The 24,533-nt window shown below is 45.0% G+C and carries 30 protein-coding genes and 1 tRNA gene; 15 read left to right on the top strand and 16 right to left on the bottom strand.

The genetic code is table 11. The features are described from left to right. The first annotated feature begins 49 nt into the window (after positions 1-49). Together ICN12_RS06925 and ICN12_RS06920 are read left to right on the top strand one after the other, a co-directional pair. On the top strand, positions 50-733 hold the full coding sequence (locus ICN12_RS06925) for a GntR family transcriptional regulator (RefSeq protein ID WP_216271777.1): 684 nt from the start codon (positions 50-52) through the stop codon (positions 731-733). Continuing rightward, entirely contained in the window at positions 730-3,855 is a 3,126-nt protein-coding gene (locus tag ICN12_RS06920) for an FAD-binding and (Fe-S)-binding domain-containing protein (RefSeq protein ID WP_216271776.1), read from the top strand. Before ICN12_RS06925 ends, ICN12_RS06920 begins: the two co-directional genes overlap by 4 nt. A 12-nt stretch (positions 3,856-3,867) precedes the next feature. Here ICN12_RS06920 and ICN12_RS06915 read toward each other — a convergent pair whose 3' ends face one another. From ICN12_RS06915 to queG, 3 genes are read right to left on the bottom strand one after another with little or no spacing between them, the layout of a single operon-like run. Beyond that, positions 3,868-4,209: a branched-chain amino acid transport AzlD family protein gene (locus tag ICN12_RS06915; protein WP_216271775.1), complete on the bottom strand. Its 342-nt coding sequence runs from the start codon at positions 4,207-4,209 to the stop codon at positions 3,868-3,870. Continuing rightward, positions 4,209-4,994 carry an AzlC family ABC transporter permease gene (locus tag ICN12_RS06910; protein ID WP_216271774.1) on the bottom strand — a complete coding sequence of 262 codons (786 nt, stop codon included), beginning with the start codon at positions 4,992-4,994 and terminating at the stop codon, positions 4,209-4,211. Before ICN12_RS06910 ends, ICN12_RS06915 begins: the two co-directional genes overlap by 1 nt. A gap of 42 nt (positions 4,995-5,036) precedes the next feature. Beyond that, the gene (queG, locus tag ICN12_RS06905) at positions 5,037-6,131 is read right to left on the bottom strand and encodes a tRNA epoxyqueuosine(34) reductase QueG (protein WP_216271773.1); all 1,095 of its coding nucleotides are present in this window, start codon (positions 6,129-6,131) and stop codon (positions 5,037-5,039) included. Positions 6,132-6,174: 43 nt separating this feature from the next. On the opposite strand from queG, the gene tsaE reads away from it, so the two are divergent. The 3 genes from tsaE to ICN12_RS06890 all read left to right on the top strand — a co-directional run bounded on the left by tsaE (position 6,175) and on the right by ICN12_RS06890 (position 8,207). Next, positions 6,175-6,702, top strand: coding sequence for a tRNA (adenosine(37)-N6)-threonylcarbamoyltransferase complex ATPase subunit type 1 TsaE (gene tsaE, locus ICN12_RS06900; RefSeq protein WP_216271772.1), 528 nt, complete (start codon positions 6,175-6,177; stop codon positions 6,700-6,702). After that, the gene (locus ICN12_RS06895) at positions 6,702-8,045 is read left to right on the top strand and encodes an N-acetylmuramoyl-L-alanine amidase (protein ID WP_370624972.1); all 1,344 of its coding nucleotides are present in this window, start codon (positions 6,702-6,704) and stop codon (positions 8,043-8,045) included. Before tsaE ends, ICN12_RS06895 begins: the two co-directional genes overlap by 1 nt. Before the next feature lie 86 nt (positions 8,046-8,131). Further along, a tRNA-Lys gene (locus ICN12_RS06890) sits at positions 8,132-8,207 on the top strand. 197 nt (positions 8,208-8,404) lie between these two features. Here the strand turns inward: ICN12_RS06890 and ICN12_RS06885 are convergent. Further along, the gene (locus ICN12_RS06885; protein ID WP_216271771.1) at positions 8,405-8,743 is read right to left on the bottom strand and encodes a MarR family transcriptional regulator; all 339 of its coding nucleotides are present in this window, start codon (positions 8,741-8,743) and stop codon (positions 8,405-8,407) included. Between the two features lie 157 nt (positions 8,744-8,900). Here ICN12_RS06885 and ICN12_RS06880 point away from each other — a divergent pair, with 157 nt between their 5' ends. Genes ICN12_RS06880 through ICN12_RS06870 form a run of 3 tightly spaced genes read left to right on the top strand, consistent with a single transcriptional unit; the run spans position 8,901 to position 10,137 of the window. After that, positions 8,901-9,098, top strand: coding sequence for a hypothetical protein (locus tag ICN12_RS06880; RefSeq protein WP_076024328.1), 198 nt, complete (start codon positions 8,901-8,903; stop codon positions 9,096-9,098). A gap of 2 nt (positions 9,099-9,100) precedes the next feature. Further along, positions 9,101-9,457, top strand: a complete 357-nt coding sequence (locus ICN12_RS06875) for a hypothetical protein (protein WP_216271770.1) — start codon at positions 9,101-9,103, stop codon at positions 9,455-9,457. Next, positions 9,454-10,137, top strand: coding sequence for a response regulator transcription factor (locus tag ICN12_RS06870; protein WP_370624971.1), 684 nt, complete (start codon positions 9,454-9,456; stop codon positions 10,135-10,137). Before ICN12_RS06875 ends, ICN12_RS06870 begins: the two co-directional genes overlap by 4 nt. A gap of 58 nt (positions 10,138-10,195) precedes the next feature. On the opposite strand, the gene ICN12_RS06865 is transcribed toward ICN12_RS06870, so the two are convergent. The 4 genes from ICN12_RS06865 to ICN12_RS06850 all read right to left on the bottom strand — a co-directional run bounded on the left by ICN12_RS06865 (position 10,196) and on the right by ICN12_RS06850 (position 12,825). Then, positions 10,196-11,341: a hypothetical protein gene (locus ICN12_RS06865; protein WP_216271769.1), complete on the bottom strand. Its 1,146-nt coding sequence runs from the start codon at positions 11,339-11,341 to the stop codon at positions 10,196-10,198. A gap of 325 nt (positions 11,342-11,666) precedes the next feature. After that, entirely contained in the window at positions 11,667-11,813 is a 147-nt protein-coding gene (locus tag ICN12_RS06860; protein ID WP_167345997.1) for a hypothetical protein, read from the bottom strand. A 4-nt stretch (positions 11,814-11,817) separates the two neighbouring features. After that, complete coding sequence (locus tag ICN12_RS06855) at positions 11,818-12,264, bottom strand: hypothetical protein (protein ID WP_216271768.1); 447 nt, start codon at positions 12,262-12,264, stop codon at positions 11,818-11,820. Positions 12,265-12,384: 120 nt separating this feature from the next. Then, complete coding sequence (locus tag ICN12_RS06850; protein WP_216271767.1) at positions 12,385-12,825, bottom strand: DUF6641 family protein; 441 nt, start codon at positions 12,823-12,825, stop codon at positions 12,385-12,387. Between the two features lie 338 nt (positions 12,826-13,163). Between ICN12_RS06850 and ICN12_RS06845 the strand changes: the two genes are divergently transcribed. Further along, on the top strand, positions 13,164-13,697 hold the full coding sequence (locus tag ICN12_RS06845; protein WP_216271766.1) for a hypothetical protein: 534 nt from the start codon (positions 13,164-13,166) through the stop codon (positions 13,695-13,697). A 241-nt stretch (positions 13,698-13,938) separates the two neighbouring features. Further along, positions 13,939-14,505, top strand: a complete 567-nt coding sequence (locus ICN12_RS06840; protein WP_216271765.1) for a tyrosine-type recombinase/integrase — start codon at positions 13,939-13,941, stop codon at positions 14,503-14,505. Between the two features lie 6 nt (positions 14,506-14,511). On the opposite strand, the gene ICN12_RS06835 is transcribed toward ICN12_RS06840, so the two are convergent. After that, the gene (locus ICN12_RS06835; RefSeq protein WP_216271764.1) at positions 14,512-15,045 is read right to left on the bottom strand and encodes a hypothetical protein; all 534 of its coding nucleotides are present in this window, start codon (positions 15,043-15,045) and stop codon (positions 14,512-14,514) included. A gap of 297 nt (positions 15,046-15,342) precedes the next feature. Here ICN12_RS06835 and ICN12_RS06830 point away from each other — a divergent pair, with 297 nt between their 5' ends. The 5 genes from ICN12_RS06830 (at position 15,343) to ICN12_RS06810 (ending at position 18,205) form a co-directional block, all read left to right on the top strand. Further along, on the top strand, positions 15,343-16,140 hold the full coding sequence (locus ICN12_RS06830) for a hypothetical protein (protein ID WP_216271763.1): 798 nt from the start codon (positions 15,343-15,345) through the stop codon (positions 16,138-16,140). A gap of 73 nt (positions 16,141-16,213) precedes the next feature. Next, positions 16,214-16,918: an AAA family ATPase gene (locus ICN12_RS06825; RefSeq protein WP_216271762.1), complete on the top strand. Its 705-nt coding sequence runs from the start codon at positions 16,214-16,216 to the stop codon at positions 16,916-16,918. After that, the gene (locus ICN12_RS06820; protein WP_216271761.1) at positions 16,911-17,357 is read left to right on the top strand and encodes a hypothetical protein; all 447 of its coding nucleotides are present in this window, start codon (positions 16,911-16,913) and stop codon (positions 17,355-17,357) included. The genes ICN12_RS06825 and ICN12_RS06820 overlap by 8 nt, the downstream gene beginning before the upstream one ends. 43 nt (positions 17,358-17,400) lie before the next feature. Continuing rightward, positions 17,401-17,583, top strand: coding sequence for a hypothetical protein (locus ICN12_RS06815; protein ID WP_215346965.1), 183 nt, complete (start codon positions 17,401-17,403; stop codon positions 17,581-17,583). Positions 17,584-17,656: 73 nt separating this feature from the next. Further along, positions 17,657-18,205 carry a hypothetical protein gene (locus ICN12_RS06810; RefSeq protein WP_216271760.1) on the top strand — a complete coding sequence of 183 codons (549 nt, stop codon included), beginning with the start codon at positions 17,657-17,659 and terminating at the stop codon, positions 18,203-18,205. Here the strand turns inward: ICN12_RS06810 and ICN12_RS06805 are convergent. From ICN12_RS06805 to ICN12_RS06775, 7 genes are all read right to left on the bottom strand, one after another. After that, positions 18,202-19,416 carry a tyrosine-type recombinase/integrase gene (locus tag ICN12_RS06805; RefSeq protein WP_216271759.1) on the bottom strand — a complete coding sequence of 405 codons (1,215 nt, stop codon included), beginning with the start codon at positions 19,414-19,416 and terminating at the stop codon, positions 18,202-18,204. The two genes, ICN12_RS06810 and ICN12_RS06805, sit on opposite strands and share 4 nt — an antisense overlap. Positions 19,417-19,599: 183 nt before the next feature. Continuing rightward, positions 19,600-19,830, bottom strand: a complete 231-nt coding sequence (locus tag ICN12_RS06800; RefSeq protein WP_015421810.1) for a DUF2789 family protein — start codon at positions 19,828-19,830, stop codon at positions 19,600-19,602. Between the two features lie 2 nt (positions 19,831-19,832). Next, positions 19,833-22,181, bottom strand: a complete 2,349-nt coding sequence (locus ICN12_RS06795; RefSeq protein ID WP_216271758.1) for a heavy metal translocating P-type ATPase — start codon at positions 22,179-22,181, stop codon at positions 19,833-19,835. A 17-nt stretch (positions 22,182-22,198) separates the two neighbouring features. Beyond that, on the bottom strand, positions 22,199-22,699 hold the full coding sequence (locus tag ICN12_RS06790; protein WP_251374374.1) for a TPM domain-containing protein: 501 nt from the start codon (positions 22,697-22,699) through the stop codon (positions 22,199-22,201). 2 nt (positions 22,700-22,701) lie between these two features. Continuing rightward, positions 22,702-23,568 carry a TPM domain-containing protein gene (locus tag ICN12_RS06785; protein WP_370624968.1) on the bottom strand — a complete coding sequence of 289 codons (867 nt, stop codon included), beginning with the start codon at positions 23,566-23,568 and terminating at the stop codon, positions 22,702-22,704. 14 nt (positions 23,569-23,582) lie between these two features. Then, positions 23,583-24,185: a LemA family protein gene (locus ICN12_RS06780; protein ID WP_215346975.1), complete on the bottom strand. Its 603-nt coding sequence runs from the start codon at positions 24,183-24,185 to the stop codon at positions 23,583-23,585. 86 nt (positions 24,186-24,271) lie between these two features. Next, positions 24,272-24,532 carry a heavy-metal-associated domain-containing protein gene (locus ICN12_RS06775; RefSeq protein WP_215346977.1) on the bottom strand — a complete coding sequence of 87 codons (261 nt, stop codon included), beginning with the start codon at positions 24,530-24,532 and terminating at the stop codon, positions 24,272-24,274. Position 24,533 lies beyond the last annotated feature (1 nt).

Below are 24,533 nucleotides of genomic sequence, written 5' to 3'. Positions count from 1 at the left end.
CTATTCATCAGTTATAGTAAATATGTATACAAAATTTAGGTATTCAAATATGGCGCTTACTGCCCAACCTAGTACCCAAAACCTGCATGAAGCAACCTTCCAGAAGCTCAGATCTTTACTGGTAGAAGGCGTCATTACTCCAGGCAGCAAGCTCAACGAACGGGCGTTGGCCGAACAGCTCAATGTCTCTCGCACCCCGATTCGTGAGGCGATTCGTCGCTTGGCGGCTGATGGCCTAGTTGAGCTCATTGCTAATCGTGGTGCAATCGCCCTACAACTCTCGCGCGACGACATCATTCACACCTTTGATGTGATTGCCAATCTGGAAGGCTACTCAGGTGAATTGGCTGCAAACAATATTAGTAACCAAGCGCTTATCGAACTAGAGGCGCTCCAATATGAAATGATGGCCTCGTATGCACGCAGAGATTTATCTAGCTACTACAAACTCAATCTAAAGATTCATAACGCAATCAACCAGGCAGCAAACAACCCCGTCTTAAGTCAACTGTTTACCCAAGTCAATGCGCGCATCGAAGCGCTGCGCTTTCGCTCTAATCAAGATGGAGTCAAATGGGAAAAGGCTGTCGGCGAGCATCAAGAGATGTTGGATGCCTTAAAAGCCCGCGATAGTGTGCGCATGCGCAAGGTCATGATGCAGCACGTCATGAATAAGCGTGATGTCGTCATTCAACTAGTTGACTCAGAATCTAGAGAGAAAGTTGCAGCATGAACAAGCCGCTGGATTTGCCGCTCCCAGAATTCATCGCTAACAAGGCAGAGCTAGCTAAGCGCCTGAGACAAGAAACCTCTGGTGAAGTCATGACCGACATGGCTAGTCGTGGACGCTATGCAACCGATGCATCCATCTATCAAGCGATGCCGGTCGCCGTGTTTGTTCCGAAAACTGCAGAAGACATTGCGACAGCCATTCAGATTGCCGCTGACTTGGGCGTACCCGTCTTACCTCGCGGAGGCGGGACAAGTCAGTGCGGCCAAACTACTGGCACGGCGCTGGTCATCGACAACACTAAATACTTTCGCAAGCTCTTGCATGCCGATCCAGAGAATGCGACTGCGGTAGTTGAGCCAGGCATCGTCCTCGATCATCTCAATACAGCCCTCAAGCCACATGGTCTTTGGTATCCCGTAGATGTTTCAACTGCTGGGCAAGCAACGATTGGCGGCATGGCTGGTAACAACTCTTGCGGTAGTCGCTCAATTGCTTACGGCAATATGGTGCACAACGTATTGGGTATTGATGCCTGGTTAGCCAACGGGCAAGTAGCTAGCTTTGGCAATTACGCCAACAGCTCTGGTGCCGCAAAACAACTTGGGGATTTTGTAAAAGGTCTTGCCAACAAACTTCAACCTGAGATCGAAGCGCACTTTCCGAAAGTGCTACGTAGAGTTGCTGGCTATAACTTGGATGTATTTCTTCCGCAAAGCGAACGTCCTTACACAAATGATGGCAGCGTCAATTTGGCACACCTTTTGGTTGGCAGCGAAGGTACTTTGGCTTATTTCAAATCACTCGAGCTGAAGTTGGCGCCATTGCCACAACATAAAGTTCTCGGAGTGGTGAATTTCGCTAGCTTCTTCAAGGCGATGGATAGCGCGCAGCACATTGTTAAGCTTGGACCTACCGCTGTTGAATTAGTCGATCGCACCATGATTGATTTAGCACGACACAACCCCAGCTTTAAGAAAACCATTGAGACTGCGCTGATCGATGCGAGCGCTCAGACTCCTGAAGCAATCTTATTGGTGGAGTTCTCAGGAGAAGCGCATGCGCCCTTGCTCGAGAAATTAAAGTCTTTGCAAAGCCTCATGGGTGACTTGGGTCTTCCAGGCTCAGTAGTTGCGATGCCAGATGCTGGCTCACAAAAGAATTTATGGGAAGTGCGCAAGGCTGGCTTAAACATCATGATGAGCCTCAAAGGTGATGGTAAGCCAGTAAGCTTTATTGAAGACTGCGCCGTGCCACTCGAGAGTCTCGCTGAATACACCCAGGCACTCACAGATGTATTTTCTAAATACGATTCACGTGGCACTTGGTATGCACATGCTTCAGTGGGTACCCTGCACGTGCGCCCTATTTTGGACATGCGTCGTGATGGCGCACAGAAGATGCGCGCAGTTGCGGAAGAAGCATCAGCCCTGGTTCGTAAGTACAAAGGTGCCTACAGTGGTGAACATGGCGACGGCCTCTGTCGCGGTGAATGGATCTCCTGGCAATTTGGACCTAAGATTACCGAAGCCCTTGCAGAAATCAAACACGCATTTGATCCTAAGGGATTATTCAATCCCGGCAAGATTATTGATCCACCGAAGATGGATGATGCGAGCAATTTCCGCTTCCCACCCAACTACAAAGTCATCCCCCTCCAGCCAGCATTAGACTGGTCAGCCTGGAATGTGCAAAACAATCCAGTCACAGAAGAAACTAGCGCGCCAGGGACTGGTGGCGATCCTGCAATGGGCCTGGCCAAAGCAGTAGAGATGTGCAATAACAATGGTCATTGCCGTAAGTTTGATGCTGAAGTCATGTGCCCAAGCTATCGCGTGACTCGCGATGAAAAGCATCTCACCCGGGGTCGCGCCAATACCTTACGTCTCGCCCTCTCCAATCAGCTCGATCTCAAAGATGAAGGTGCCCCATCATCTTTACCCCCGTCATCTCCACTAGGAAGTGATGCCATCAAAGAGGTGATGGATCTCTGCGTTAGCTGTAAAGCCTGTCGCCGTGAATGTCCTACTGGCGTTGATATGGCCAAGATGAAGATTGAGTTTCTATCGGCTTATAAGAAGCGAGTTGGACATACGATGCGCGATCTCGCTGTCGCCTACCTGCCGAAGTACGCACCCATCATCAGCAGTATTCCTGGGCTGCCTGCACTACTCAATCTTCGCAACCACATTGCGCCCATCGCTAAATTACAAGAATGGCTCATGGGCATTTCTGCGCAAAGAAGTCTGCCAACTTGGAAAGCAAAAACCTTCTGGAGTAATCAGAGTGCAATTGCATCACATCAATTTACGCCGGTAGAACTCAGCAAGGCTGATGCGAATGGCAATAAGGGGGTAGTACTGCTAGCAGATACCTTCAATGCTTATTTTGAAGATGAAAACTTACAAGCAGCTTTAGCGGTTCTCAAAGCCGCTGGTTATCGCGTACATATTCCACAGAAGCGTCTCAAAAAACAAGCTGCACAAGCAAATTCAATACCAAGCTCACCCACTACCTGCTCTAAAGAATTTTGCTGTGGTCGGACCTATCTGGCTGCTGGTATGGTCAACAAGGCTAAAGAAACTTTAGGTGAATTGGTTAATCATCTAGCCCCCTTTGCAGAAAAAGATATTCCCATCATTGGTCTTGAGCCCTCCTGCTTATTTACCTTAAAGGATGAAGCCTTAGTAATGGGTTTTGGTGAGCGCGCAATTACGGTCAGCAAACAAGCGCAACTCTTAGAAGAGTTCTTGGCTAGCGAGGCTAGAGCCGGAAAACTCAAGCTTCAGTTAATGCCAGCGTCACAGCCAGTGCTGTTTCATGGTCACTGCCATCAAAAATCTTTTGCCGCTGTTACACCAGCATTGGAGCTTTTAAAGTTGATCCCTAACGCAGAGCCCAAGTTAATTGAATCTTCTTGTTGTGGCATGGCGGGGAGCTTTGGTTATGAAGTCGAACACATTGAAGTATCTAAGCAGATGGCGGAGGTCAGCCTCTTGCCTGCTATTCGTAAATCACCAGATAGTTGGGTGGTTGCAGATGGGACCAGTTGCCGTCATCAGATTGCTGATGGAGCGCAAAGAGACGCTGTGCATATCGCCAAGATCTTGGCAGCCCACCTGTAAAAGCGAAACTGCTTACCGAATGACGCCGTAAGCCAGCATCAGTAAGGTTCCAGTCAATAAGGCTGGAACGAGACGGCGTGTTGGTTTAGATACCATCACGCCAATACTCAAGATGCAAATCAGAATCCGAATCCACGCTGGCACAGTTGCCAAAAGACCAACAGGCATCAAAATCATTCTGACAACCAAAGCCGCAACCATTGCATAAGTAACTGCTGCAAGCCAACGAAAGATTTCGCTATCTTGATTAATCCTTTTGGCAAGTAAAACGCCAATAGCACGACAAAAGTAGGTCCCGATTGTGGCGCCTGCTAAAGCAATCCACAAACCCCATCCTTGGAGGCTGGCATTCATCAACTGATCACCCCTGCTCTTTTACGCAATACCTTGCGATCAATGAAGTAGGCAATCGTACCTGCTACTAGGCCTGTAGTCAGTAAGCTCGTATCGCGATCCAACTCAAAAAATAGTGGGCCCAATATAAAACCCAGGCCAATCGCTATACGATTAACCCAGGGCTTCACCTCAGTAAATGTCAGCAAAAAGAATAAGGGATTAATAAAGACAAGGCCAAGCGTAACGGCTGGCGGCACCATACCCGCCAAAAGGTAACCCAAAATAGTTCCTGGAACGGAAATCAACCAGCACAGCAATCCAAGGCCAATGAAGTAATTCAAGCGGTGCTTTGTCTCAATTGTCTGAAACTCGCGCATCGAGATAGCCCAAGCCGTCATTGCTAGAAGATGAACAGAAGCATAGAGCTTATGATTGCGATCTTTTTCATGGAACTGGGGAAAGAGGGTCACCGTCATCGTAATGAAGCGAGTCGCGGTCAGGGTCACCGCTAAGGCAATCGCAATAATGGATGAGCCAGTGATGGCCATCTCCAACAAAATAACTTGCCCAGGTAAGGCGAACATGAAAAAGCTGGTGGCACTTGTAAACCAAGCATCCATCCCATTGGTTTTTCCCATCGCACCAAAGCCGACCATGCCAGCAAAAAGCACCAGTGCAGGCGCGCCTGCCGCATCCCGAATGCCGGACCAGAAAGCATCGCTACGACTTTTAAAGCGCTGCGCCGCAGAGCCTTCTAACGCGATTTCGCTAGGGTCTATATAAGGTTGATCGGCTGATGACATCTGGGTATTGTATGAGTTAGAGCAAAACTTTGCTAAGCAGCCTCAAGAATCAAGCGCCCATTGAATATGCTCAGCGACCAAGGTATCTGCTGCTGGCAGGGCGCCAAGCAAGGCGTCTCGAAGTAATGCTTTATCGGACTCAGGCACTCCGTTATCTGCTAAGGCATTCCCCATCGCTACTGCCAAATTTCTACGCCATCTGGAGTAACCAATGCGACGGATCGCACTGCCCTCATGACGTTTATCAAACTCATCCTCAGTCCATGACCAGAGTTGTAAGAGGCTCGCCCGACCAAGGCCATGGCGCTCAGCGAAATCAGGTAAGGCCGTGCGTTGCGCAAATTTATTCCAAGGGCAAATAAGTTGGCAGTCGTCACATCCATAAACACGATTGCCCATCGCCCTACGAAACTCTACTGGAATAGCATCCGGATTTTCAATCGTCAAATAGGAGATACAGCGACGCGCGTCTAATTGGTATGGAGCAGTAATCGCTTGCGTAGGACAAATCTCAATGCAAGCTTGGCAAGTCCCGCAATGCGACTCGTCTTCCTCATCTACAGGCAATGGCACATCCACTAGGATCTCACCCAAAAAGAAAGTGGATCCCGATTCACGATTGAGCAACAAAGTATGTTTACCTCGCCAACCTAATCCAGCCTTACGGGCCAATTCCACTTCCATCAATGGCGCAGAATCGGTAAACACGCGATAGCCAAATGCACCGATGTGTTTTTCAATCATCTGCGCAAACTCTTGCAAACGATTGCGCATCACCTTGTGATAGTCGCGACCACGGGCGTACATCGATACCACTGCTTGGGTGGGTTCAGATAAACGCTGCCACTCTTGATCAAAATCGATTGCGGGGGAAAGGTAATTCATAGTGAGGCAAATTACCCTGACCGTGCCTGGCACTAGCAAGCCTGGATCAGAGCGCAATTGAGCATGGCGAGCCATGTATTCCATTTGCCCGTGCCGCCCCTGCTCTAACCACTCATGAAGCCTCTCTGTGGCCGATCCAAGATGGGTATCAGTAATACGCAAACCATCAAAACCCAGCTGACGAGACTGTTCATCTAGCCATTCACGAAGATTGGTCTGATCAACAGGGTTCGGTATTTGGGAAGAAGTCATTAGGAATACAGAATGTAGCTTAATAATTGAATAAACTAGGCAAATGGCTCAGAATTCATTTAATCAATATTGTAGGCAAGAAGCGGATACGACTGCTTTAGCGCAAAAGCTTGCTAGTATCCTTAGGCCTCTTTTTCAAGCAGATCAAAGTACTCACCTCAATATTTCCCTAAAAGGCGATTTGGGAGCCGGTAAGACCACTTTTGCTCGCCATCTAATACAAGCCCTGGGATATGAAGGTCGAGTCAAGAGCCCAACCTATACCTTGTGCGAGCCCTATCCCATTCAAATCAACAGTAGCAATCCATCCACAGCTACAAACATCACAGCGAACCACTTCGACCTCTACCGCATGAGAGATCCACTGGAGTGGCAAGAGGCTGGATTTGCAGAGCACTTTGATGAGCCGGGATTCTGTTTGGTGGAATGGCCAGAAAAAGCAGAGGGCACCCTCCCCGCTTTTGATATTGAAGTTCACCTCATTGCTGGCGATGATGAGAATGCAAGAAATATCGATCTCAAAGCAAACTCAAACCAGGGTGCGGCAGTTGTAGAGAAACTGCGCACCTAATGGCAATGAGCAAAACCACCGCCAACCCCTTTAGAAGAAAGCATCTCAAGACTTCAGCAAAGATGCTGGGCTTTATCCTCTTCTTCAGCGAGACTGAGATTGCCTGGGGCGCTAAGATCTTAGGTGTTCGCATATGGCCCGCTGAAGACTACACGCGTATCACCCTCGAATCTGATAAAGCATTACCTATTTCGCAGCAGTTACTTACCAACCCCGATCGTTTAGTAGTCGATGTGCAAGGCATGGAATTTAATTCCACCCTGAAAGATTTAGTCGCCAAAGTAAAACCGAACGATCCCTATGTTTCACAAATTCGGGTGGGGCAATTTCAGCCTGGCATGGTGCGACTCGTATTTGACCTTAAAGAGCCAGTGAAACCTCAGCTCTTCACACTAGATCCTATTGCGGAATATCAATACCGCATGGTGCTCGATCTATACCCTGCCACGCCTCCAGATCCTTTGATGGAATTAGTCAAGAGTAGCGCCCGAAAAGAAAGCGCCCTAGAAAAAGCTAATGAAGAAATCGACCTGATTGCGCAGTTCGCAACCAAAAAAGAGAAGGATGCCCCCAAGGCTCCGGTGGCCCAAGCTATTCCAGATGTAAAAGAAGCTTCTGCGCCAGCTAAACACAAACGCCTCATTACCATTGCAATTGATGCCGGTCATGGTGGAGAAGATCCTGGTGCTATTGGCGCCATGGGCTCAAAAGAGAAGCACGTGGTTCTTTCTATTGCCAAGCGCTTGCGAGACAAAATTGACAGCGATCCCTATATGCGCCCTTTCCTCACTAGAGATGGCGATTACTTTGTACCGCTTCACACCAGAGTACAGAAAGCACGACGCGTTGAAGCGGATTTATTTGTCTCGATTCATGCGGATGCTTTTATTGAACCTAGAGCAAAAGGGGCTTCGGTGTTTGCCTTATCTCAAATGGGTGCCAGTAGCACAATGGCACGCTGGATGGCGAATAAGGAAAATGCTTCCGACTTGATTGGTGGCATTAATATCAAGACGCAAGATAAGCAGGTTGCCAATCTATTACTAGACATGTCGACAACTGCCCAGATTAAAGATTCTCTTCAAGTGGGCACCTCAATCCTCAAGCAAATCAGTGGATTTGCCCCCCTGCACAAAGGAAAGGTTGAGCAAGCTAGCTTTGCTGTTCTCAAGGCTCCAGATATTCCATCCATCCTGGTTGAGACCGCGTTTATCAGCAACCCACAAGAGGAAGCGCGCCTCAATGACGACGCTTATCAAGACCGAATTGCTGAGGCTATTTTGAGAGGAATTAAGGACTATTTCTCTAAAAATCCACCCGTTGCGAGGCGAACAACCGCCTAACAAACTCCGAATTACAAGGGCTAGGAGGTAGGCACCTTAAGACCCAGGGGCATCTATGAACTTCTTGCTATAATCTTTGTCTTACTGGGTCGGTAGCTCAGTCGGTAGAGCAGCGGACTTTTAATCCGTTGGTCGCGAGTTCGAATCTCGCCCGACCCACCAGTTATACACAGGGATCACAGCAATGTGGTCCCTTTTCTTTTGGCTGTTTGGAACGCGTTGGCCACTGTATGGGCTCAATGGAAAATCTATTGAGCCGTGATGAGTCAGGATGGCAGGCGCTGACTTGAGACTGAGCGTCTCGATACACGACGGTTGTCGGGTTAACCGACATTTCATATGTGGATAGCTAAAGGCAACTAACGGCCCAAAGCCTTGTCTAAACAATCTGACATAAATTGCACATACTTTATTGCCAGCTTAGTAGGGATAACGGATTTTTTACGAGCATCTGTTTTGTCTGCAAGCAACTTTACGTAACCAAGTGTCACCAAATTCTTCAATCTCCCATGTAAAGTAGCCTGGGAGCCATATTGCTGAAGAGAAATAAGATCGCCTACCAATAAGGGGATCTTTCGCGAGTCTTGCTGCATGATGTATTCAAGTAACTGAATTTCGATGTTATCCAGAGAGCGCCCTGGATTGATGCGATCAAGCGCATCAATCAGATTTAAAAAGCGAATATAGGCATTTGGCATCTATGGATAGTAAGCAATCCTAGAGCTACATTCATTGACCATCGTCAAGCCAAACCAAAGCTCCCTTTGAGCGCTCCTTTAATTTTGCGGCGGTGCATTATAAAAATAAGAACCAATTCTCATGCTCCGAGCGTATAGTTATTTTTAAGGGGCATAGATGAAGCGGATTGTAGATATCTACCGAAAAGAGCAAAGGGACCAAGTTCTCTGGACTTATATCGTCTCATTAGGCGGAGATGGTTCTCACCCTGGTCTTGAAGACTTTAAAAAAGAAGCTTTACGATTTGCCGTTATGGATAAACGTGGCTCACTTGCAAACTTAGATGCTTATGTCCATCTTGAAATCATCAAATAACCATGGGTAATAGCACATTACACGCGATCGCTATTGACGAGCTTCGCTACTCAAATCCAAACTTTTATCATGAGTATGAACTGTTAATTGAGGGTATTAGCGCACAAATTCGAGAGTTAGCGAAAAATCAAGCTGATCATTTAGATTACAGTAGCTTTACCGAAAGCTATGACCGAGCTAGCCATGAGCCGGTATTGCAAGTGGTCATTGGAATCCAAAAGACAGAGTTGTATATTCATATCTATATCCATAAAGACAATTACTTTGTTATCGGCAAATCTGGAAGTGGCACGATGGCCAGAAATGTGGAAGAAGCGCTAGCACTTGTAGCGCAAAAGATAAAAGCGACTAAAAAATGAATCGGCAGCGAACAATGCTCAATCAACCCAACCCTTCCCCTCCGGGAAAAGGCGGTGTGGTGTATGTCATTGATGATGACGAAGCGATTCGAGATTCCCTGGCTCTACTACTTAATGCCTATGGCTTTAGGGTCAGCCCTCATGAAAGTGCCGAAAGATTCTTGCAATCACTAGCCGCTAGTGATCAACAATCTTTGGGCTGTGCTTTAGTAGATATTCACCTTGGTGGCATGTCTGGAATCGAACTTCAAGAAATGCTTCTGAATATGGGTCTTAATATTCCCATTGCGTTTATTACTGGCCATGGGGAGATCACCACTGCGGTAAACGCGCTCAAAAAGGGGGCTTTTGACTTTATTCAAAAACCAGTAGATGAAGAAAAGCTTTGTGGCTTAATCAATGAAATGCTATCAAAGGCTTATCTCAGTAAAGAACAATCTACGGAGCTCAAAGAGATCAAAGAGAGATTTAGACTTCTAACCCAAAGAGAAGTTGATGTGCTTGATCGCATTGTTGCTGGCAGGATTAATAAGGAAGTTGGCATGGACTTAGGTATTTCAATTAAAACCGTAGAAGCGCATCGAGCGAACCTCATGGAAAAGCTTAAGGTAAATCGTGCGGCTAAGCTACTTCAGTTAACCTTGAGATATCGAGAGGCTAAGGCTAAAGGACTTATTTAATGGGAACCGTTACTTAAAGTAACGCTCAAAAGTTTGGTATCCGGCCTAGAGATTCGAACTAATATTGCTCAAAATGCTTGCGAGTAATCTCGTAACCTTCATCCGCTTTTTTTCTACTAATAATCTCATCACGGTATGTACGCATAAAGTCTTTTGGATTTAGAAACGTACATTCACTACCATATGGATGACCGCAATACTCATACACAATTGTACGAACCTTATTTGGCTTATTTTTATTTACAAACTCAGACTCGCAATAGCCCTCGTAACATGACAGCACCTCAGGAAATGGGTTTTTCCAATTCTTTACTACTGGCGGCCTCACCAAAGGTTTCCAACCCTCCTTTTGTATTGCATCACGCAATACCAAGTAAGAGGTCTTAGATTCATCATATTTCCAGTATCCGAATAGGGCTATCACTGCAATAACTACCGTGGCGAATACCGCGTATATCTTCTTCCTACGATCCCCTTTATCGCTTTGCTGCTTTTTCAAATCAGCTTCTGCCTGCTCCTTAGCCGACTCTTCAGCTTTCATTAATTCTGCTTTATTTTTTTCAAGCCTCTCAGCTACTAATTCAGCAGTATTTTGCTCACCTAAGAATTTTTGAGCACCAGCATCATAAGCATCATTTAACTCCTCACTCATATAGGCTGGCATCCACTGCCACTCGAGCTTGCCTGTCTCTTGGTTTGTAGTTTGCTTCAGCCCAGTTTCAGAGAGAATGTCTAATTTCGCTGGGTAGATGTGCGGAAGATGATGCAAGTAAACAATGCTGCAATTTCTACTGCCAGCATATCCATGCCCATACGCCTCTTGCTTCATGTATTCCAATCCAGGATATTTGGATTCAAATTCTTTTTCTAACCTGTCTTGAGCACCTTTTTCATAAGCTGCATTAAGCCTAGCTACCAAATAAGGCTCATAGATATCCCAATAAACCCTTCCATCTTCAGTTAAGAATAAATTTAGATATTCATCTTCCAAATCAAAGCCGCGCTGATATGCCTCTTCATTAGTAATCTGACCTTCTAATAAGATCTGAGTTTGCTTTTGGAGCTCCTCAAGGCGATCAGATTCAGCTCGCATTGCCTCTTCATGATTTGCACTAGCCTGCCACTTTGCCTCTCGAACTTCATCAAGGTGTCGCTCTGCAGCCCATGCGGCCTCTCTTGCACTCTCCCGAAGCTGACGTTGCATATCAGCCTGGCCTTCCTGGATCTTTGCGTTATCTTTACAGACACCACAAATACTCCCCCAGCCGTCCATATACTTACCACAGTTAGAGCAATTAGCCACACTCAACCTCTATTAGTAAATTTGATTGATATTAGTATTTTGAATACGGAGTAAACCTAGACTTGATGTGATTTCACTAACGCATCTTGACCAGACTTAATTTTTTGCCTTGCCCGCTCAGCCTTTATAGCCTCTTGGTCTCGCTTAACGCGATCCTTCATTGATTTAAGCCTAGCTTGCTCTGGGCTTAATGGTTTTAGCGGAGCTATTTCATTGAATCTCATGACTATCCGATCTGCAGTGGTTGATGAGGCACATTATTAGAGCCAAAGATTGCTTGAAATAACTTATATGCCTGAGCTTGATTCTGAGCATAAAGAATTGTCTCCACCCACATTCCAGCCGCATTAACAGTTGCCTTGTATCGTTTCATAAAGTTATTTAGTCAAAAACTCGAGCCGATCTCTGAGTCCTTCGTTGTCCAGTTCCTCAAGCCTAAGAGGGTTAACCTGATCAATCCTACCTTTGGCAACCTCATTTTTTATGCGAATTTCATCTGCAATAACTTGGCTCTGAATTCTGCTTCCGCTATACCGCCTATTGCAGGAGTAAAAATCTCGCCCTTTAGCAGTGGCTAAAAATTTATCTCCACTTTTAAGCGCTTCAATATATTCGAGACAACGCTCATTCCACGTTTTATTTAAATCCCGAATAACCTCGCTTCGGATTCGTGTCATCTCATTTTTTGCATCTTCTACCCTTTTGCGGCCTGCTTTCGCTTCCTCTTCAGCTTTTGCTTCATCATTAACTCGAATACCCCATTGAATGAGATTCCAACCAACGATGGTGAAAAAGATAAGTCCAACCCATCCCCAAAAGCCCATGGAAAACCCCTTATGGTTTTTAATAGTTATTCAAAACTTTAATGCAGGCTTGCCATGTTGGTAAGCCCCTGCAGGGTAAATCCTGATGAGATACTGGGGTACGCTGGGCACCCCACTTAATTAACGTTTAAACCCACTTCTTAAAGTGGAGCTTGCAGATTCAATCTGCTGATCGAGCTCCCCCGCCTCTACTGCTGCTTTAATGGATTCAAGTGCTTTAACCAATCCCTCTCCACTGGCTACTTCAACGCTAGGCTTGCCTTTGGCTAACTCCAAAGTACAACTGCCATATTTCACAGAGACACAGACCTTTCCTTCCTCACTTTGAAACCACCATGGTTTTATACGTTTTGGAACTTCCACTTGTTTACGTAATCCTGTTTCACGATCTTTCACAGTTTTGTACTTCATGACTACAAATGGTGTTCCTTCTAGCTGACTTTTAGCGAGTTGGATCTGCTCCCAGAGTTTGGATCCGAGCTTATTCCTACGTATAACAATTGCGGGCATATTGCGGGGTTTTTTAACGGCTACTAGCTTTAAGTGACTTAATTGGCTCATTTGAATTCTCCTATGTAGTTAATGGGCTCATTAAGTGTGTTTTCGATATAGCGCTTTGGTCGACCTCTTTTTGACCATTGGATCGTTTTGGCTAATTTTGGATAGAAAAAATACGGTTTTTATTAACAAGGGCTAAATATTTACGAGTCGCGTAATGAGTTGCATTGAGATGCGATTAAGAAATAAGTTGCAGTAAGAGATGCAGTTAGTTGCTGTATTTGGGACAAATGAGTAGCTCTGAACAGCAACTCAAGCAACAGCAACTATCTTTTGTCTCTGCTACTCCCTGCATCTCAAAGCAACACCGCGACTCCTTTCAACATTCAAGGAGATTAAAAATGAAAGAAATCACAGCCCGTTTATGGGAAAACAAAATGTATGGAACAACCTTCGGCAAAGGTCAATATCGCAAAGCTATCTACAACGGCACATTAGAGATCCCAAGCCCCTATGCCAAGTATTTAGTGGATTTTGAAGAAGTTGAAGCTTGGTTTCATTTCCCCAAGAGCCCAGTGCACGTGGAAATGGCTAATCGCTTAGCCAACCCACCAGTCAATGAAGCCGGAGTATTAATGAGCTGGATCTATCGCTACGAGAATGGCTTAAAGAGCGCCATTGAAGGCTATGCCGCTTTAGATTTGAACTACAGCAGAATTACCATCCAAATTGACGACTCTGCTCATGGTATCAATGAGTGCTGGGAGCTACCTATACGTAGCTGTATCGCTAGAGTTCCTGGGAAGCCTACTCCTGCACTGATTGCTACCACACAATCCGAGCTAAATTCACCTCAAAAACCGTCTACAAACGGCATATTTTCTGGGGGACATAAGCAAGCACTTGAGAACTTACAAAAGTACGCTATCCAGTGATTTGAGGTGTTAGCTAACTTCGCGGGGTTTTGTCGTCTAAATCCCACGATATTTAGAAGATTTAGCTAAATACTTATAGAAAGAATCAGGTTAAGAATATTGCACAATTCTTAACCTGAACTTGTAAGTCATTGATTCTTGGAAGATCTCGAGATTTGAATGGAAGACAAATTGAGGTCGACCTTTTTCAAATAAGAAAACATACTTAAAACGCACTTTTTATTTATGACAGGAGATTTATATGGCACAAGCAAAAACACTATCCCAGGCAGAACTAGACATTGTTCTGGAGTATGTCAGCACCAAAAAGTATGCTCTACGCGATAGAGCAATCATTCTTACCAGCTTCTTAGGTGGCCTAAGGGTCGCCGAAATAGCCTCACTTACCATGGGTGATGTGGTCAACCCCGATGGCACCATTAAGAATGAAATCCGTTTATCAGCAGCACAAACCAAAGGCAAATACCCTAGAACCGTCTTTGTTTCACAGCGTTTACAGGTGGAATTAGCTAACTACCTCACCACAAGACATGCCAAAGGCGCTGATATTCCCTTCTTTCATACGGATCACCGATTACGCTTTAGCCCTAATGGCTTATGCGTTTGGTTTCACCAGCTTTATAAGAATGTGGGCATTAGCGGTGGAAGCAGCCATTCGGGCAGAAAATTTTTCATCACAACTTTGGCTAATAAAGGCATCGGCGTTCGAATCTTAGCCAGTCTTGCTGGTCACAGATCGATTGCTGTGACCCAAAGGTACATCGATGTCAACGATGAACAAAAGAGACAGGCCGTAGAGCTTATATAAATTAAGTTACCGCTCTATCCAACCCAAGCGCTCCCATTTACGCAATGGGAGTTCATCATCTAATCCTGGCTTTTCACAGCTAAAACCCAGATCGCGCAATAGTTGCAATACATAGGTACGGCTAACAGTTTCACCTGCCAAATACTCTTGCTCAATTAATGCCTGAATCTTTGAGAGCGTCCATTTATCCGTTAAATGCCCCGCCGCTTTAGCGCCGGCCTTTAAAGCCCGTTTTAATTTTTGCACTTCATTATTTGTCAGCTTCTTAGGTCTACCTAACTGCTGACAGCGTAACTCGTTATAGCTCGTTTTATAGATTTTCTTATTACTTAAGAACCCTTTTTCTTCTTGCTGAAAGCTAGCGGTTATCGTGCCGCCCATATCTGTTTTTCTTTTGACTGTTAATCGAATCGCCCAGTTCTGCACACTTTGACGGCTCACTCCCAATTGCCGGGCAACTTCTACTTTAGCTACTCCCTTCATTAAAAGGCGAGCGCCTTCTAAGCGGCGATGCTCAAGAAGTTTGAGTTTTCGTTTCATTTGCTTTTGGGTTGTACTAGATTTTCCAAAAAACACCTCATTTTTTGTCAACTATTTTTATAACAATAAATCATTCTACCCATATTAAACATGGCTAAGAAAAATCCCTATTTTGTGTCAATAACTTTTAGTTTTTTTGATCGGCAAAAAAACGCTCATTTTCGACATACATTTCTCTTCATTGGCATTACCGCTCTTTAACAATTCACTCATTTCTTATCCACTGTCGGGTTTCCCGACATTTGCCCTTTGCCATTCTGGTAAAGGTGATTTGTAGATTTTTATTAAGGAGGTCTTATGGACCAAATAGCAGAAGTAACTGAGAAAGTAGATGGACAGGTAGTTACGAATCTGGTTGAAAAAATCACACAAGATTCGCAATTATCTGTAGGAGCCGTAGTAAACAACTTGATTGCTGAACGAAAAGCTTGGCAAACGCAAGATCTAACTCGAAGCAATGAACGCCTTTATGGCATCTTGCAAAGCTGTTACATCTTGTTTCAAAGCATGAACAGCATTAAGTCGGAAGCTATGGCTGTAAAAAAAGGGTTCTTAGAGTTTTGTAAGCAGCAAGGTTGGGACTTTAAAGACAATACCCACCTCATGACCAAGGTGGTGCAATGTGTCTTTGGAAAAGAAGACCGTCGTCGCGTTAGCTCTTACGCCCTTGCGCTACGAGCGGCAGCAGAGTCAAAGACACCTAGTATGGAAATCCCACAGTTTTTTAGAGATAAAGGTGGGGTTGAAGAAGTTCGGCGCGAGCGATCACCCAACCATAAAACGGCCAAGGATAAAGCAGCAGTTGGCCGCGTTGCCATGGAAGGGCGAATCTTAGCCTCCTTTCATAGCGATACGTTGGCAGGTCAGTTTCAAGCATCCGAATACAACGGGGCCTTAGTCCTGCTTTCCACCAGAGAAGCTGATGGTAGTTTTGCCATTCGTAGACTAGTGCAAAACGGTACAGCTATTACCGCCGTACTGGCCAGTTTGGCGCACTCAGTAGCTAAGGAGCAACACGAAAAAGCTCCGGCTGCTAAAGCAGCAAACGATGATCAGTCTCGCGATAGTGCAATAAAACAAGCTGTAGGCGCGTAATTGCGTTTTTGTGTAAAGCGGTAAGCCAATACGGATAAGAAATGAGTGAAGCCATAACTAACTAGGAGGAACTATGGCACTCAATATATCGACCCCGTCATCACCTGATGACTTTGCATTAATGCCCCATACAAGGGCTAAGCTAGAAGCCGTAATAGACGGTACCGTAAAGTTTCCCGGCAATGGAGTATCAGCACTGCTACTTTACGGAGTCTATGGCTCTGGCAAAACCACGATGGCCAAGCTATTGCCTGGCTGGCTAGAGACTGTCAAAACTACCCCTGTATTGCAATCAATTCCCGTGGGCTCAATTATTGACTCCACACAGCCCAATATTGATTTTTACTCTTGCGCTCAAGGGCAAAACGGCGCCTCGCTAATCGGACAGATTCAAACTCACGTGATGACTATGAGCTTTAACCCAAGCTGCTTGCATTATGTAATTTTGGATGAAGTGGACAACCTGACGGCAGCTGCTCATGCATCGCTCAAGGCAATCATGAACTACACCCACGTAGTTTTTGTTCTCACAACAAATCATCTTAATAAGGTAGATCCGGGGGTTATTAATCGATCCATCGTATTGGATATGAATTCTGCTCCAACCTCTGCCTGGGTCAGCAAGATCAAATCAATCTACGCAGCCTCTGGCAAAACGCCACCAACAGATCAAGCCATTGCAGGTGTTGTCAATGCTGGAAACGGATCAGCCAGGACGATTCTCACTGATATTGAAATAACTCAGTCTATTCGTGAGCGGCAGTTTGAAGATGAATAAGCGCAAATCTGTTGAACTGCTGATGGAAATCACTGTGCAGGCGCTTACTGAATTGGTAAGCGGGGACGAAGGTATCGGCACCTTTGTCCTTGCTAAAAACCATGCTGTCTCCACCAGAAAGATTGTGAATAAGGTGCAATTTGAAGAGGAATGGCAACAGCAAATTGATGATAGCGAGGTTTTCTATGTTTTCACCACTTTAAAGCTAGCGCCCAACATCCTTCAGATTGCGGGATCTAAATACCAAGACCTTAATCGCGTCTCTTGGAATTTAATTGTTCCCAATACTTTTACGCTTGAGCCCGCGCAGAGACCCACCAACTCTATTGAGCTACTCATGATGGCAAAACTCATGCTTGAAGAAATCCAAGGCGGCCACTTCTCGTATGAGGAATTGGTGGAGTTTTTACAAATTATTAGCCGCATACGTAAGCGCTAAATCCTTAACAAATCTACTTAAATTAATTTACCTTGGAGTAATCATGAAATATTTTGACGCAGTTGTACTAAATGACCGAGAAACATATAGCAGCATTGATGGCGCATATGTTGTATTGAATGCCATTGAAGATGAATGTGTAAACGAGGTTGAGATAACCGAAAAGTCTCGAATTATTCAGATTTCCGATCTTTTGGAAGCCTACTATCGATTAACTACTTTTTAAATATTGAAATCACCCAATACGAGCACATAGAAAAAGAATATGAAGATGGTAATTTTTGAATTTTGGGGTTGTCATGCGCTACCCTAGAACAGTCTTTGTTTTTGACACTCCTAACCATGGCATTGATCCCGAATACTTTCAGAAGATCAGCTCATCTTCACAGAAGATCTATATACGCGGGCATTCAAAACCAATTGGGACAATTGATTCTGAGCTTGATGCCATCAAAATACTGGATGGTTATCTTAATTTCACAGGTCCAAATCGGTCTTATATGGTCATCGGCAATCTAAAGCATGTTGAATTTATTGCTACTAGCTTAGCTAATAAAGACTGCTCGATCTATTGGCTCATGAATAAGAATTCAGCTTTATGCATTCGTGCAGCTCTAAGCGCCTTACTTGATCTTCATGAAATGGAAGCCTTATTTAACGAGGCGCTTTACTACTACACCAAATCCAGAGATCGGTATCAAGCACTATCGGATTCCAGGCACATATCAAATGATGGTTTCCCTCAGCTCATTTCCGACATTATTGATGGACATACGCAAGTTGAACTGAGGGCTGACATTGAAAGTTTTTTATGTGAAGAATTGCATATTGGAAAATTTGAGATCTAAGCCAACTTAGCGGCTGCCATCATTGGGGTGAGTTTTGAGTAGTGACGCTCAATCATTAATGTCGAAGTACCCATTTGCCTAGCGAGGGTGTGTATATCAACCCCTTCAGCTAGTGCAAATGTGGCATAGGTATGGCGCAGACTATACAGACTGCGATTGCGCCCCGCTACATCTTTCAGCAAATTGCATTCCTTTAGTAGATTCTCAAACTGAGGATTGAAGTTATAAGGCTGAACCCCTCTTGGGAAAGTAAATATCAGATGATCTAACCTAGCCTCTATGACGGCATTTAGATCTTTATATGGCAATTGATGCCAAGCAATTAATCTTTCCAAGCAATCCACCACCAAATGTTTGGCAATTAAATACCGAGGTCCTGTTTTACCGGAAAGCCAAACCTTGAGATAGCGTTGATCGCCAATCCAATGCCATTGCAAATGCTTCCAGCGCATGGGCTTTAGCTCGGTTCCAGGCCTTGCTCCCGTATAGAGTAAGAATTCCACATAAGAGCGGCATAGCTGTCTCATCTCCTTAGTACGCGATGATCTCCCCACCTTCTCCCAGCTAGGCATGTAGGCTAATAATTGAATGATCTCCTCTTTACTAAAAGCGGGTCTTGCTTGACTGGGAGATCCATGGGGATCTAATAAAGGAACCCGAAAAGTATCGGCAATCAAGTTTTGCTCTCTAGCTAAGGCAACTATCCGGTTATAGGTCGTTGCATGGGTACGCTTAGTGCTTGCCTGGGGATCTCTTCCCATTTGGGATAAGCGCCAAGATTCAAAATCCTTAACCAGTTCGGGAGTGATTTCCTTTAATTGGAATTTTCCAAAAAACGGGATGAGGTATTTATTGAGAACAAACTTGTAATCCTTAAAGATAGCTTTGCCATTACCTTCTTTATTGGCAATATCCATTGCCACGAGGTCTTCTTCAGCCAACTGCTTAAATGACTTGGATTTGAGGCTTAATTCCTGGCTTATCTTAGCCATGGTCTGCTCATAGAGTGCTATAGAGGTATGCTTGGCCTCCTCAAGATCCGCCTGGCCAGTGCTCATGGAATGCCATTGATCGTTAGGCAACCTAAAGCGGCATTGCCATTGATTGCTGCCTGATCGCTTAAAGAGACTTACTAAACCTCGGTGGAGGTGAATTACATCAGCAGACTGGGATGCACTAGATTTAGAGAAAAGCTGGTTTAGATTTTGCACTCAAGTGTCGTGTTTCGAGACACTTGTAGCTTAACTTCAGATTTCAGGAAGGTCGATCGGAAAATTTGTCGAGTAAACCGACATTTCATGTGTGGATATCTGGTAGGCAGACTCCGACCCAAAGCAGACCATCAATTCAATAATCTGAGTACGCTAACTCTCACCCAAAACTGAGCGACCTGCTTAACGTAAGGCTTTATTTAACTGATCCACAATCTCGGCCCAATCAGCATCTAAAAGCAACTCATCACGAAGAAGCCTTGCTTGAGATGGTGTCCACAATGGTGCATCCGCTAATTCAATCGCTTCATCTAAAGGAGCATGCCGATCAATGAATGCCTTAATACTATTACCATCAGAAGGTAGTCCTAATTGAAGGAATAACTCAGAGAATGGATGAAATGACTTTTCCATGATTAATTTCTCCTTAAACGTAACGCATTTGTAATGACCGAGGCTGAGCTCAAGCTCATGGCAAGTGCAGCAATTAATGGTGAGAGTAACCATCCAGTGAAAGGATATAAGAGACCAGCAGCAATAGGAATGCCCAGTGCGTTATAAAGAAACGCAAACACTAGGTTTTGCTTCATATTGCCTACCGTATCGTCTGAAAGCGACTTAGCAATCGCAATACCTCTGAGATCACCTTTAACTAAAGTAATTTGGGCGCTATTCATAGCAACGTCAGTACCGGTGCCCATAGCAATACCAACATTGGCTTTTGCTAAAGCTGGAGCATCATTGATGCCATCACCTGCCATTGCAACAATCCGACCTTCATTTTGTAGTCGAGTTACCAATTCGAGCTTATCTGCTGGCTTAACCTCTCCATAGACCTCTTCAATCCCAAGGCGCTTGCCAACAGATTTAGCAGTTGTTAATCCATCTCCAGTTGCCATCACAATTCGCAATCCCGCCTCTCTTAAGGTTTGCAAAGCCTCTGGCGTAGTAGCCTTAATAGGATCAGAGACAGCTAAAAGTCCAGCAAGCTTTCCGTTGATAGCTAAATGCATCACGCTAGCGCCTTCAGAGCGGAGCTCCTCTGCTTGGGCTTTCAAAATATCAACAGAAACTCCCAGCTTATCCATCAATGCAGTATTACCCAACGCCAAATGAAACAAGCCAACGCTACCTTGAACTCCAATTCCTGAACTAGATTCAAAGTTTTCAGGTTTCTCCAGGGGCAAATTACCATCTCTTGCAGCACGAACAATCGCATCGGCAAGAGGATGCTCACTGCCCTGATCAAGACTTGCTGCAAGCTTTAAGACCTCATTACCATCAAAGCTGGGCGCAGGAATAACTCTATCAAAAATTGGCTTACCCTCTGTTAAGGTGCCTGTTTTATCAATAATGAGGGTGTTCACCTTACGAAGATTTTCAATGGCCGCAGCGTCGCGGAACAAAATTCCCTTTGTCGCCCCTTTACCAGTAGCAACCATAATCGACATTGGCGTGGCAAGACCTAGGGCACAAGGGCAAGCAATGATTAATACCGAAACCGCATTGATTAAACCAAAGACCCAACTTGGTTCGGGGCCAAAGATCCCCCAAATGAAAAAAGTCAGTAAAGCTATCGCTACAACCGTTACTACAAAATATCCCGCAACAATATCTGCCATTCGCTGCATTGGTGCTCTGGAGCGTTGGGCTTGAGCTACCATTTGCACAATTTGAGCCAGCATGGTTGATGAACCAACACGCTCGGCTTTAATAATCAATGCGCCATTGGTATTCATCGTTGCTCCAATCACACGATCACCGATACGCTTAGTAACTGGCAATGGCTCCCCGGTAAGCATGGATTCATCAAGCGCACTAGAGCCTTCAACAATGACGCCATCAACAGGCACTTTTTCACCTGGGCGCACCCTCAATAAGTCTTCAATATGAACATTTGATAAAGGAATATCTTCCTCAGATCCATCGCCCTTAATTCTTCTAGCTGTTTTAGGAGCTAAGCCCAGCAAGGATTTAATTGCCGCAGAAGTTTGTGAACGTGCCTTTAGTTCCAACACCTGACCAAGCAGAGTCAATGAAATAATGACGGCGGCTGCCTCAAAATACACACCAATCCTGCCCATAGACATAAAGGAAGCAGGAAATACTTGTGGAGCTACCGTAGCAACAACGCTATACAAAAATGCAGCACCTGTTCCCAATCCAATCAAAGTCCACATATTTGGACTGCGATTGGCTATGGATTGCCAGCCACGATAAAAGAATGGCCATCCTGCCCATAAAACAATTGGTAAGGATAGGAATAATTCAACCCAGGTTTGGGTTTGAGACTCAAGTAGATTAAGTTTATGGCCAAACATCGCAAGGACAGTCACCACTGTCGTCAAAGGCAGTGTCCACCAAAATCGCCTTTGAAAATCAACTAATTCTGGATTTTCTTCTTCCTCTAATTCAGGCAGCAGAGGCTCTAAACTCATCCCACAAATTGGGCAATTACCAGGATGATCTTGTCGAATTTGCGGATGCATGGGGCAGGTATAAATTGTGCCAGCCACCGAAGCAGAAGACTCTGAGTCCTGTAGCCCCCCATCTAGATACCTGCTGGGCGCTCCAATAAATTTTTCTTTACAACCATTGCTGCAAAAGTAATACGCAATATTCTTAAGCGAGTAACTATGCTTAGACTGAGAAGTGACCGTCATCCCACAAACAGGATCCTTCAAGGAATTTTCATCTGAAGAATGTTCGTGATGGGAGTGATCGTGTCCATGCTCATGATGATTGTTCTCATTGTGCTTACTCATTGCAAATCCTTGTTTACCTAATTCATTAAAACTGGCGTATCTGGGATTTCATTATCTGAAGATGATTTCCCCGGGAATTGACTTTGCAATAGTTGACTCACCATTTCAATTCCAGACAAAATGCCAGCCTGATATTCATTGAGCGCAAATTTGGATTCGATCTCATGACAAATAACATCCCACGCACTGGCATCCGCATTTGAATGAATGCCTCTATCGGCAATTATCTCTACAGCATGATCGGCTAATAAAATATAAATGAGCACCCCATTATTGTGCTCGGTATCCCAAACTCTGAGATTGGTAAAGACTTCAATTGCACGATCTCTAGGGCTTAAGTCTTTTAACAAGGCAAGCGTATCCAGGGCACCTTCCACGGCAAAACAGATTTGACCCGAATGTTGAGCCTCACTATCTCGAATCGCATTTGTTATTGCGGCAAGATCTTCCTTGGAAAAGCATTTCCCTACCTTGCGACTATGAGACCAGAGATGTTTTATTAATCGATTCATATTCATGCTCACCATCTCCCCGAGGAGCCACCGCCACCAAAGCCGCCACCGCCACCACTAAATCCACCCCCGCCACCATGAACTCCTCCACTGCTATAGCCACCAAAGCCATGTCTACCCAACCCCATTCCGGATAGAGCAACGACCAATGCCACAACACCGGCGATTAAGGCCATAGAAAACGCACCGAACATAAACCAGGCGATAAGAGCTACAAATCCTCCGGTAACGAGGGATCCAGGCAACCTGCCGAGCATCGATCGTAAGATTCCACCAAGCACTAAAGCCACAATAAAAATGATTGGTAAAAACGAACGAATATCCCCGGGGTCACGCATTTCTGTATTAGTTGGGTTTGGCGCTGGTAACGCCTCACCATCAACCACGCTAATCACAGCGTTTACGCCATCCGTAATGCCGCCATAAAAATCCTGCTGTTTGAATCGGGGCACAATGATTTGGTCGATGATTCGCTTGCTAGTTGCATCAGTTAATACTCCTTCAAGGCCGTAACCCACCTCAATCCGAAGGGCTCTATCCGCTTTAGCAATAATCAGAATCGCACCATCATCTACTTTTTTCCGTCCAATCTTCCATTGCTCCGCTACGCGAATAGCATATTGCTCAATAGCTTCAGGGGCTGTAGATTGCACCATTAACACCACAATCTGACTACCCTTTTTAGCCTCAAAATTGCTTAAGGTTTGATCTAGAGAGCCAATCTGACTGGGTGTAAGAGTACCTGTTTGATCAATGACCCGCCCTGATAAAGCTGGCACCGTCTGCTGCGCCACAGAAAACTGAGGCCAGCAGAGCAGCGCCAAAAGCGTTAGCAAGGCGAATAGGCATTTAGGCAGCCAGAAGATGCGGGTCACGAAAGTTGCTCCAATTATTTCGCCGCAGGAGTATCAAATGAAACGCTAGGAGGGGTCGCTAATTCCTTTTCATTCTCAACAGTAAAGTTTGCCTTGGCCTTATAACCAAACACCATTGCTGTTAAATTCGATGGGAATGAACGAATCGTGACGTTGTACTCCTGTACAGATTTAATGTACCGATTACGAGCAACTGTAATGCGATTTTCAGTACCCTCTAGTTGCGCTTGCAAATCTCTAAACCCTTGATTTGTTCGTAAGCTCGGGTAGCTTTCTGTAACGACCAATAACCTGGATAAAGCCGAAGTGAGCTGCCCTTGCGCTTGCTGGAATTTCTGGAAAGCTTCTGGATTATTTACCAAATCAGGAGTAGCTTGAATTGAGGTAGCTTTAGATCTAGCCTCTACCACTTTGGTCAGGGTATCTTGCTCAAACTTAGCTTCGCCTTTGACCGTGCTTACTAGATTAGGAATCAGATCCGCTCTACGCTGATATTGATTCAATACCTCAGACCAGCTAGAAGTTACCTGCTCATCTTGGGACTGAATTTGGTTATACCCACAACCTGATAACAATACCGCTGCTATTGCCAACAGACCGATAAGATATTTACGCATTTGTTACTCCTTTACTTAATTGAAGTTTGAGTCTTTAAGAACAGTTACCTTTTTGGATGTCTAAAAATTGGGAATTAAAGAGAGTGTTAACCACAACAGCAACCACCAGATTTTTTCTGTGGCGCCTGAACGCTGCCATCAAGGTCCAAAGAAGATGGATAACCCTCCTGATTTAGCGCATGAATCAAATCATCGGTCTTCCAGCTCACCCTATCTAAATGCACTTTTCCTTTTTGCAAGTCGACATGGATATTGGATACGCCATCTAAAGATTCAAGTGCCTTGGTAACGTGGTTAACGCAAGATCCACAAGTCATACCGGCGACATTTAAATAAATTTGACTCATT

It is taken from the genome of Polynucleobacter sp. AM-25C3 (assembly GCF_018882335.1).
Lineage (GTDB): Bacteria > Pseudomonadota > Gammaproteobacteria > Burkholderiales > Burkholderiaceae > Polynucleobacter.
Note: the sequence above shows the minus strand (reverse complement) of the source record. Positions and strands in the feature narration are given on the sequence as shown.

What these genes read in the sequence shown, in the direction of transcription:
- ICN12_RS06925 (WP_216271777.1), top strand. Translation starts at nt 50, where the DNA reads ATGGCGCTTACTGCCCAACCTAGTACCCAAAACCTGCATGAAGCAACC.
- ICN12_RS06920 (WP_216271776.1), top strand. Translation starts at nt 730, where the DNA reads ATGAACAAGCCGCTGGATTTGCCGCTCCCAGAATTCATCGCTAACAAG.
- ICN12_RS06915 (WP_216271775.1), bottom strand. Translation starts at nt 4,209, where the DNA reads ATGAATGCCAGCCTCCAAGGATGGGGTTTGTGGATTGCTTTAGCAGGC.
- ICN12_RS06910 (WP_216271774.1), bottom strand. Translation starts at nt 4,994, where the DNA reads ATGTCATCAGCCGATCAACCTTATATAGACCCTAGCGAAATCGCGTTA.
- queG (WP_216271773.1), bottom strand. Translation starts at nt 6,131, where the DNA reads ATGACTTCTTCCCAAATACCGAACCCTGTTGATCAGACCAATCTTCGT.
- tsaE (WP_216271772.1), top strand. Translation starts at nt 6,175, where the DNA reads ATGGCTCAGAATTCATTTAATCAATATTGTAGGCAAGAAGCGGATACG.
- ICN12_RS06895 (WP_370624972.1), top strand. Translation starts at nt 6,702, where the DNA reads ATGGCAATGAGCAAAACCACCGCCAACCCCTTTAGAAGAAAGCATCTC.
- ICN12_RS06885 (WP_216271771.1), bottom strand. Translation starts at nt 8,743, where the DNA reads ATGCCAAATGCCTATATTCGCTTTTTAAATCTGATTGATGCGCTTGAT.
- ICN12_RS06880 (WP_076024328.1), top strand. Translation starts at nt 8,901, where the DNA reads ATGAAGCGGATTGTAGATATCTACCGAAAAGAGCAAAGGGACCAAGTT.
- ICN12_RS06875 (WP_216271770.1), top strand. Translation starts at nt 9,101, where the DNA reads ATGGGTAATAGCACATTACACGCGATCGCTATTGACGAGCTTCGCTAC.
- ICN12_RS06870 (WP_370624971.1), top strand. Translation starts at nt 9,454, where the DNA reads ATGAATCGGCAGCGAACAATGCTCAATCAACCCAACCCTTCCCCTCCG.
- ICN12_RS06865 (WP_216271769.1), bottom strand. Translation starts at nt 11,341, where the DNA reads ATGCAACGTCAGCTTCGGGAGAGTGCAAGAGAGGCCGCATGGGCTGCA.
- ICN12_RS06860 (WP_167345997.1), bottom strand. Translation starts at nt 11,813, where the DNA reads ATGAAACGATACAAGGCAACTGTTAATGCGGCTGGAATGTGGGTGGAG.
- ICN12_RS06855 (WP_216271768.1), bottom strand. Translation starts at nt 12,264, where the DNA reads ATGGGCTTTTGGGGATGGGTTGGACTTATCTTTTTCACCATCGTTGGT.
- ICN12_RS06850 (WP_216271767.1), bottom strand. Translation starts at nt 12,825, where the DNA reads ATGAGCCAATTAAGTCACTTAAAGCTAGTAGCCGTTAAAAAACCCCGC.
- ICN12_RS06845 (WP_216271766.1), top strand. Translation starts at nt 13,164, where the DNA reads ATGAAAGAAATCACAGCCCGTTTATGGGAAAACAAAATGTATGGAACA.
- ICN12_RS06840 (WP_216271765.1), top strand. Translation starts at nt 13,939, where the DNA reads ATGGCACAAGCAAAAACACTATCCCAGGCAGAACTAGACATTGTTCTG.
- ICN12_RS06835 (WP_216271764.1), bottom strand. Translation starts at nt 15,045, where the DNA reads ATGAAACGAAAACTCAAACTTCTTGAGCATCGCCGCTTAGAAGGCGCT.
- ICN12_RS06830 (WP_216271763.1), top strand. Translation starts at nt 15,343, where the DNA reads ATGGACCAAATAGCAGAAGTAACTGAGAAAGTAGATGGACAGGTAGTT.
- ICN12_RS06825 (WP_216271762.1), top strand. Translation starts at nt 16,214, where the DNA reads ATGGCACTCAATATATCGACCCCGTCATCACCTGATGACTTTGCATTA.
- ICN12_RS06820 (WP_216271761.1), top strand. Translation starts at nt 16,911, where the DNA reads ATGAATAAGCGCAAATCTGTTGAACTGCTGATGGAAATCACTGTGCAG.
- ICN12_RS06815 (WP_215346965.1), top strand. Translation starts at nt 17,401, where the DNA reads ATGAAATATTTTGACGCAGTTGTACTAAATGACCGAGAAACATATAGC.
- ICN12_RS06810 (WP_216271760.1), top strand. Translation starts at nt 17,657, where the DNA reads ATGCGCTACCCTAGAACAGTCTTTGTTTTTGACACTCCTAACCATGGC.
- ICN12_RS06800 (WP_015421810.1), bottom strand. Translation starts at nt 19,830, where the DNA reads ATGGAAAAGTCATTTCATCCATTCTCTGAGTTATTCCTTCAATTAGGA.
- ICN12_RS06795 (WP_216271758.1), bottom strand. Translation starts at nt 22,181, where the DNA reads ATGAGTAAGCACAATGAGAACAATCATCATGAGCATGGACACGATCAC.
- ICN12_RS06790 (WP_251374374.1), bottom strand. Translation starts at nt 22,699, where the DNA reads ATGAATATGAATCGATTAATAAAACATCTCTGGTCTCATAGTCGCAAG.
- ICN12_RS06780 (WP_215346975.1), bottom strand. Translation starts at nt 24,185, where the DNA reads ATGCGTAAATATCTTATCGGTCTGTTGGCAATAGCAGCGGTATTGTTA.
- ICN12_RS06775 (WP_215346977.1), bottom strand. Translation starts at nt 24,532, where the DNA reads ATGAGTCAAATTTATTTAAATGTCGCCGGTATGACTTGTGGATCTTGC.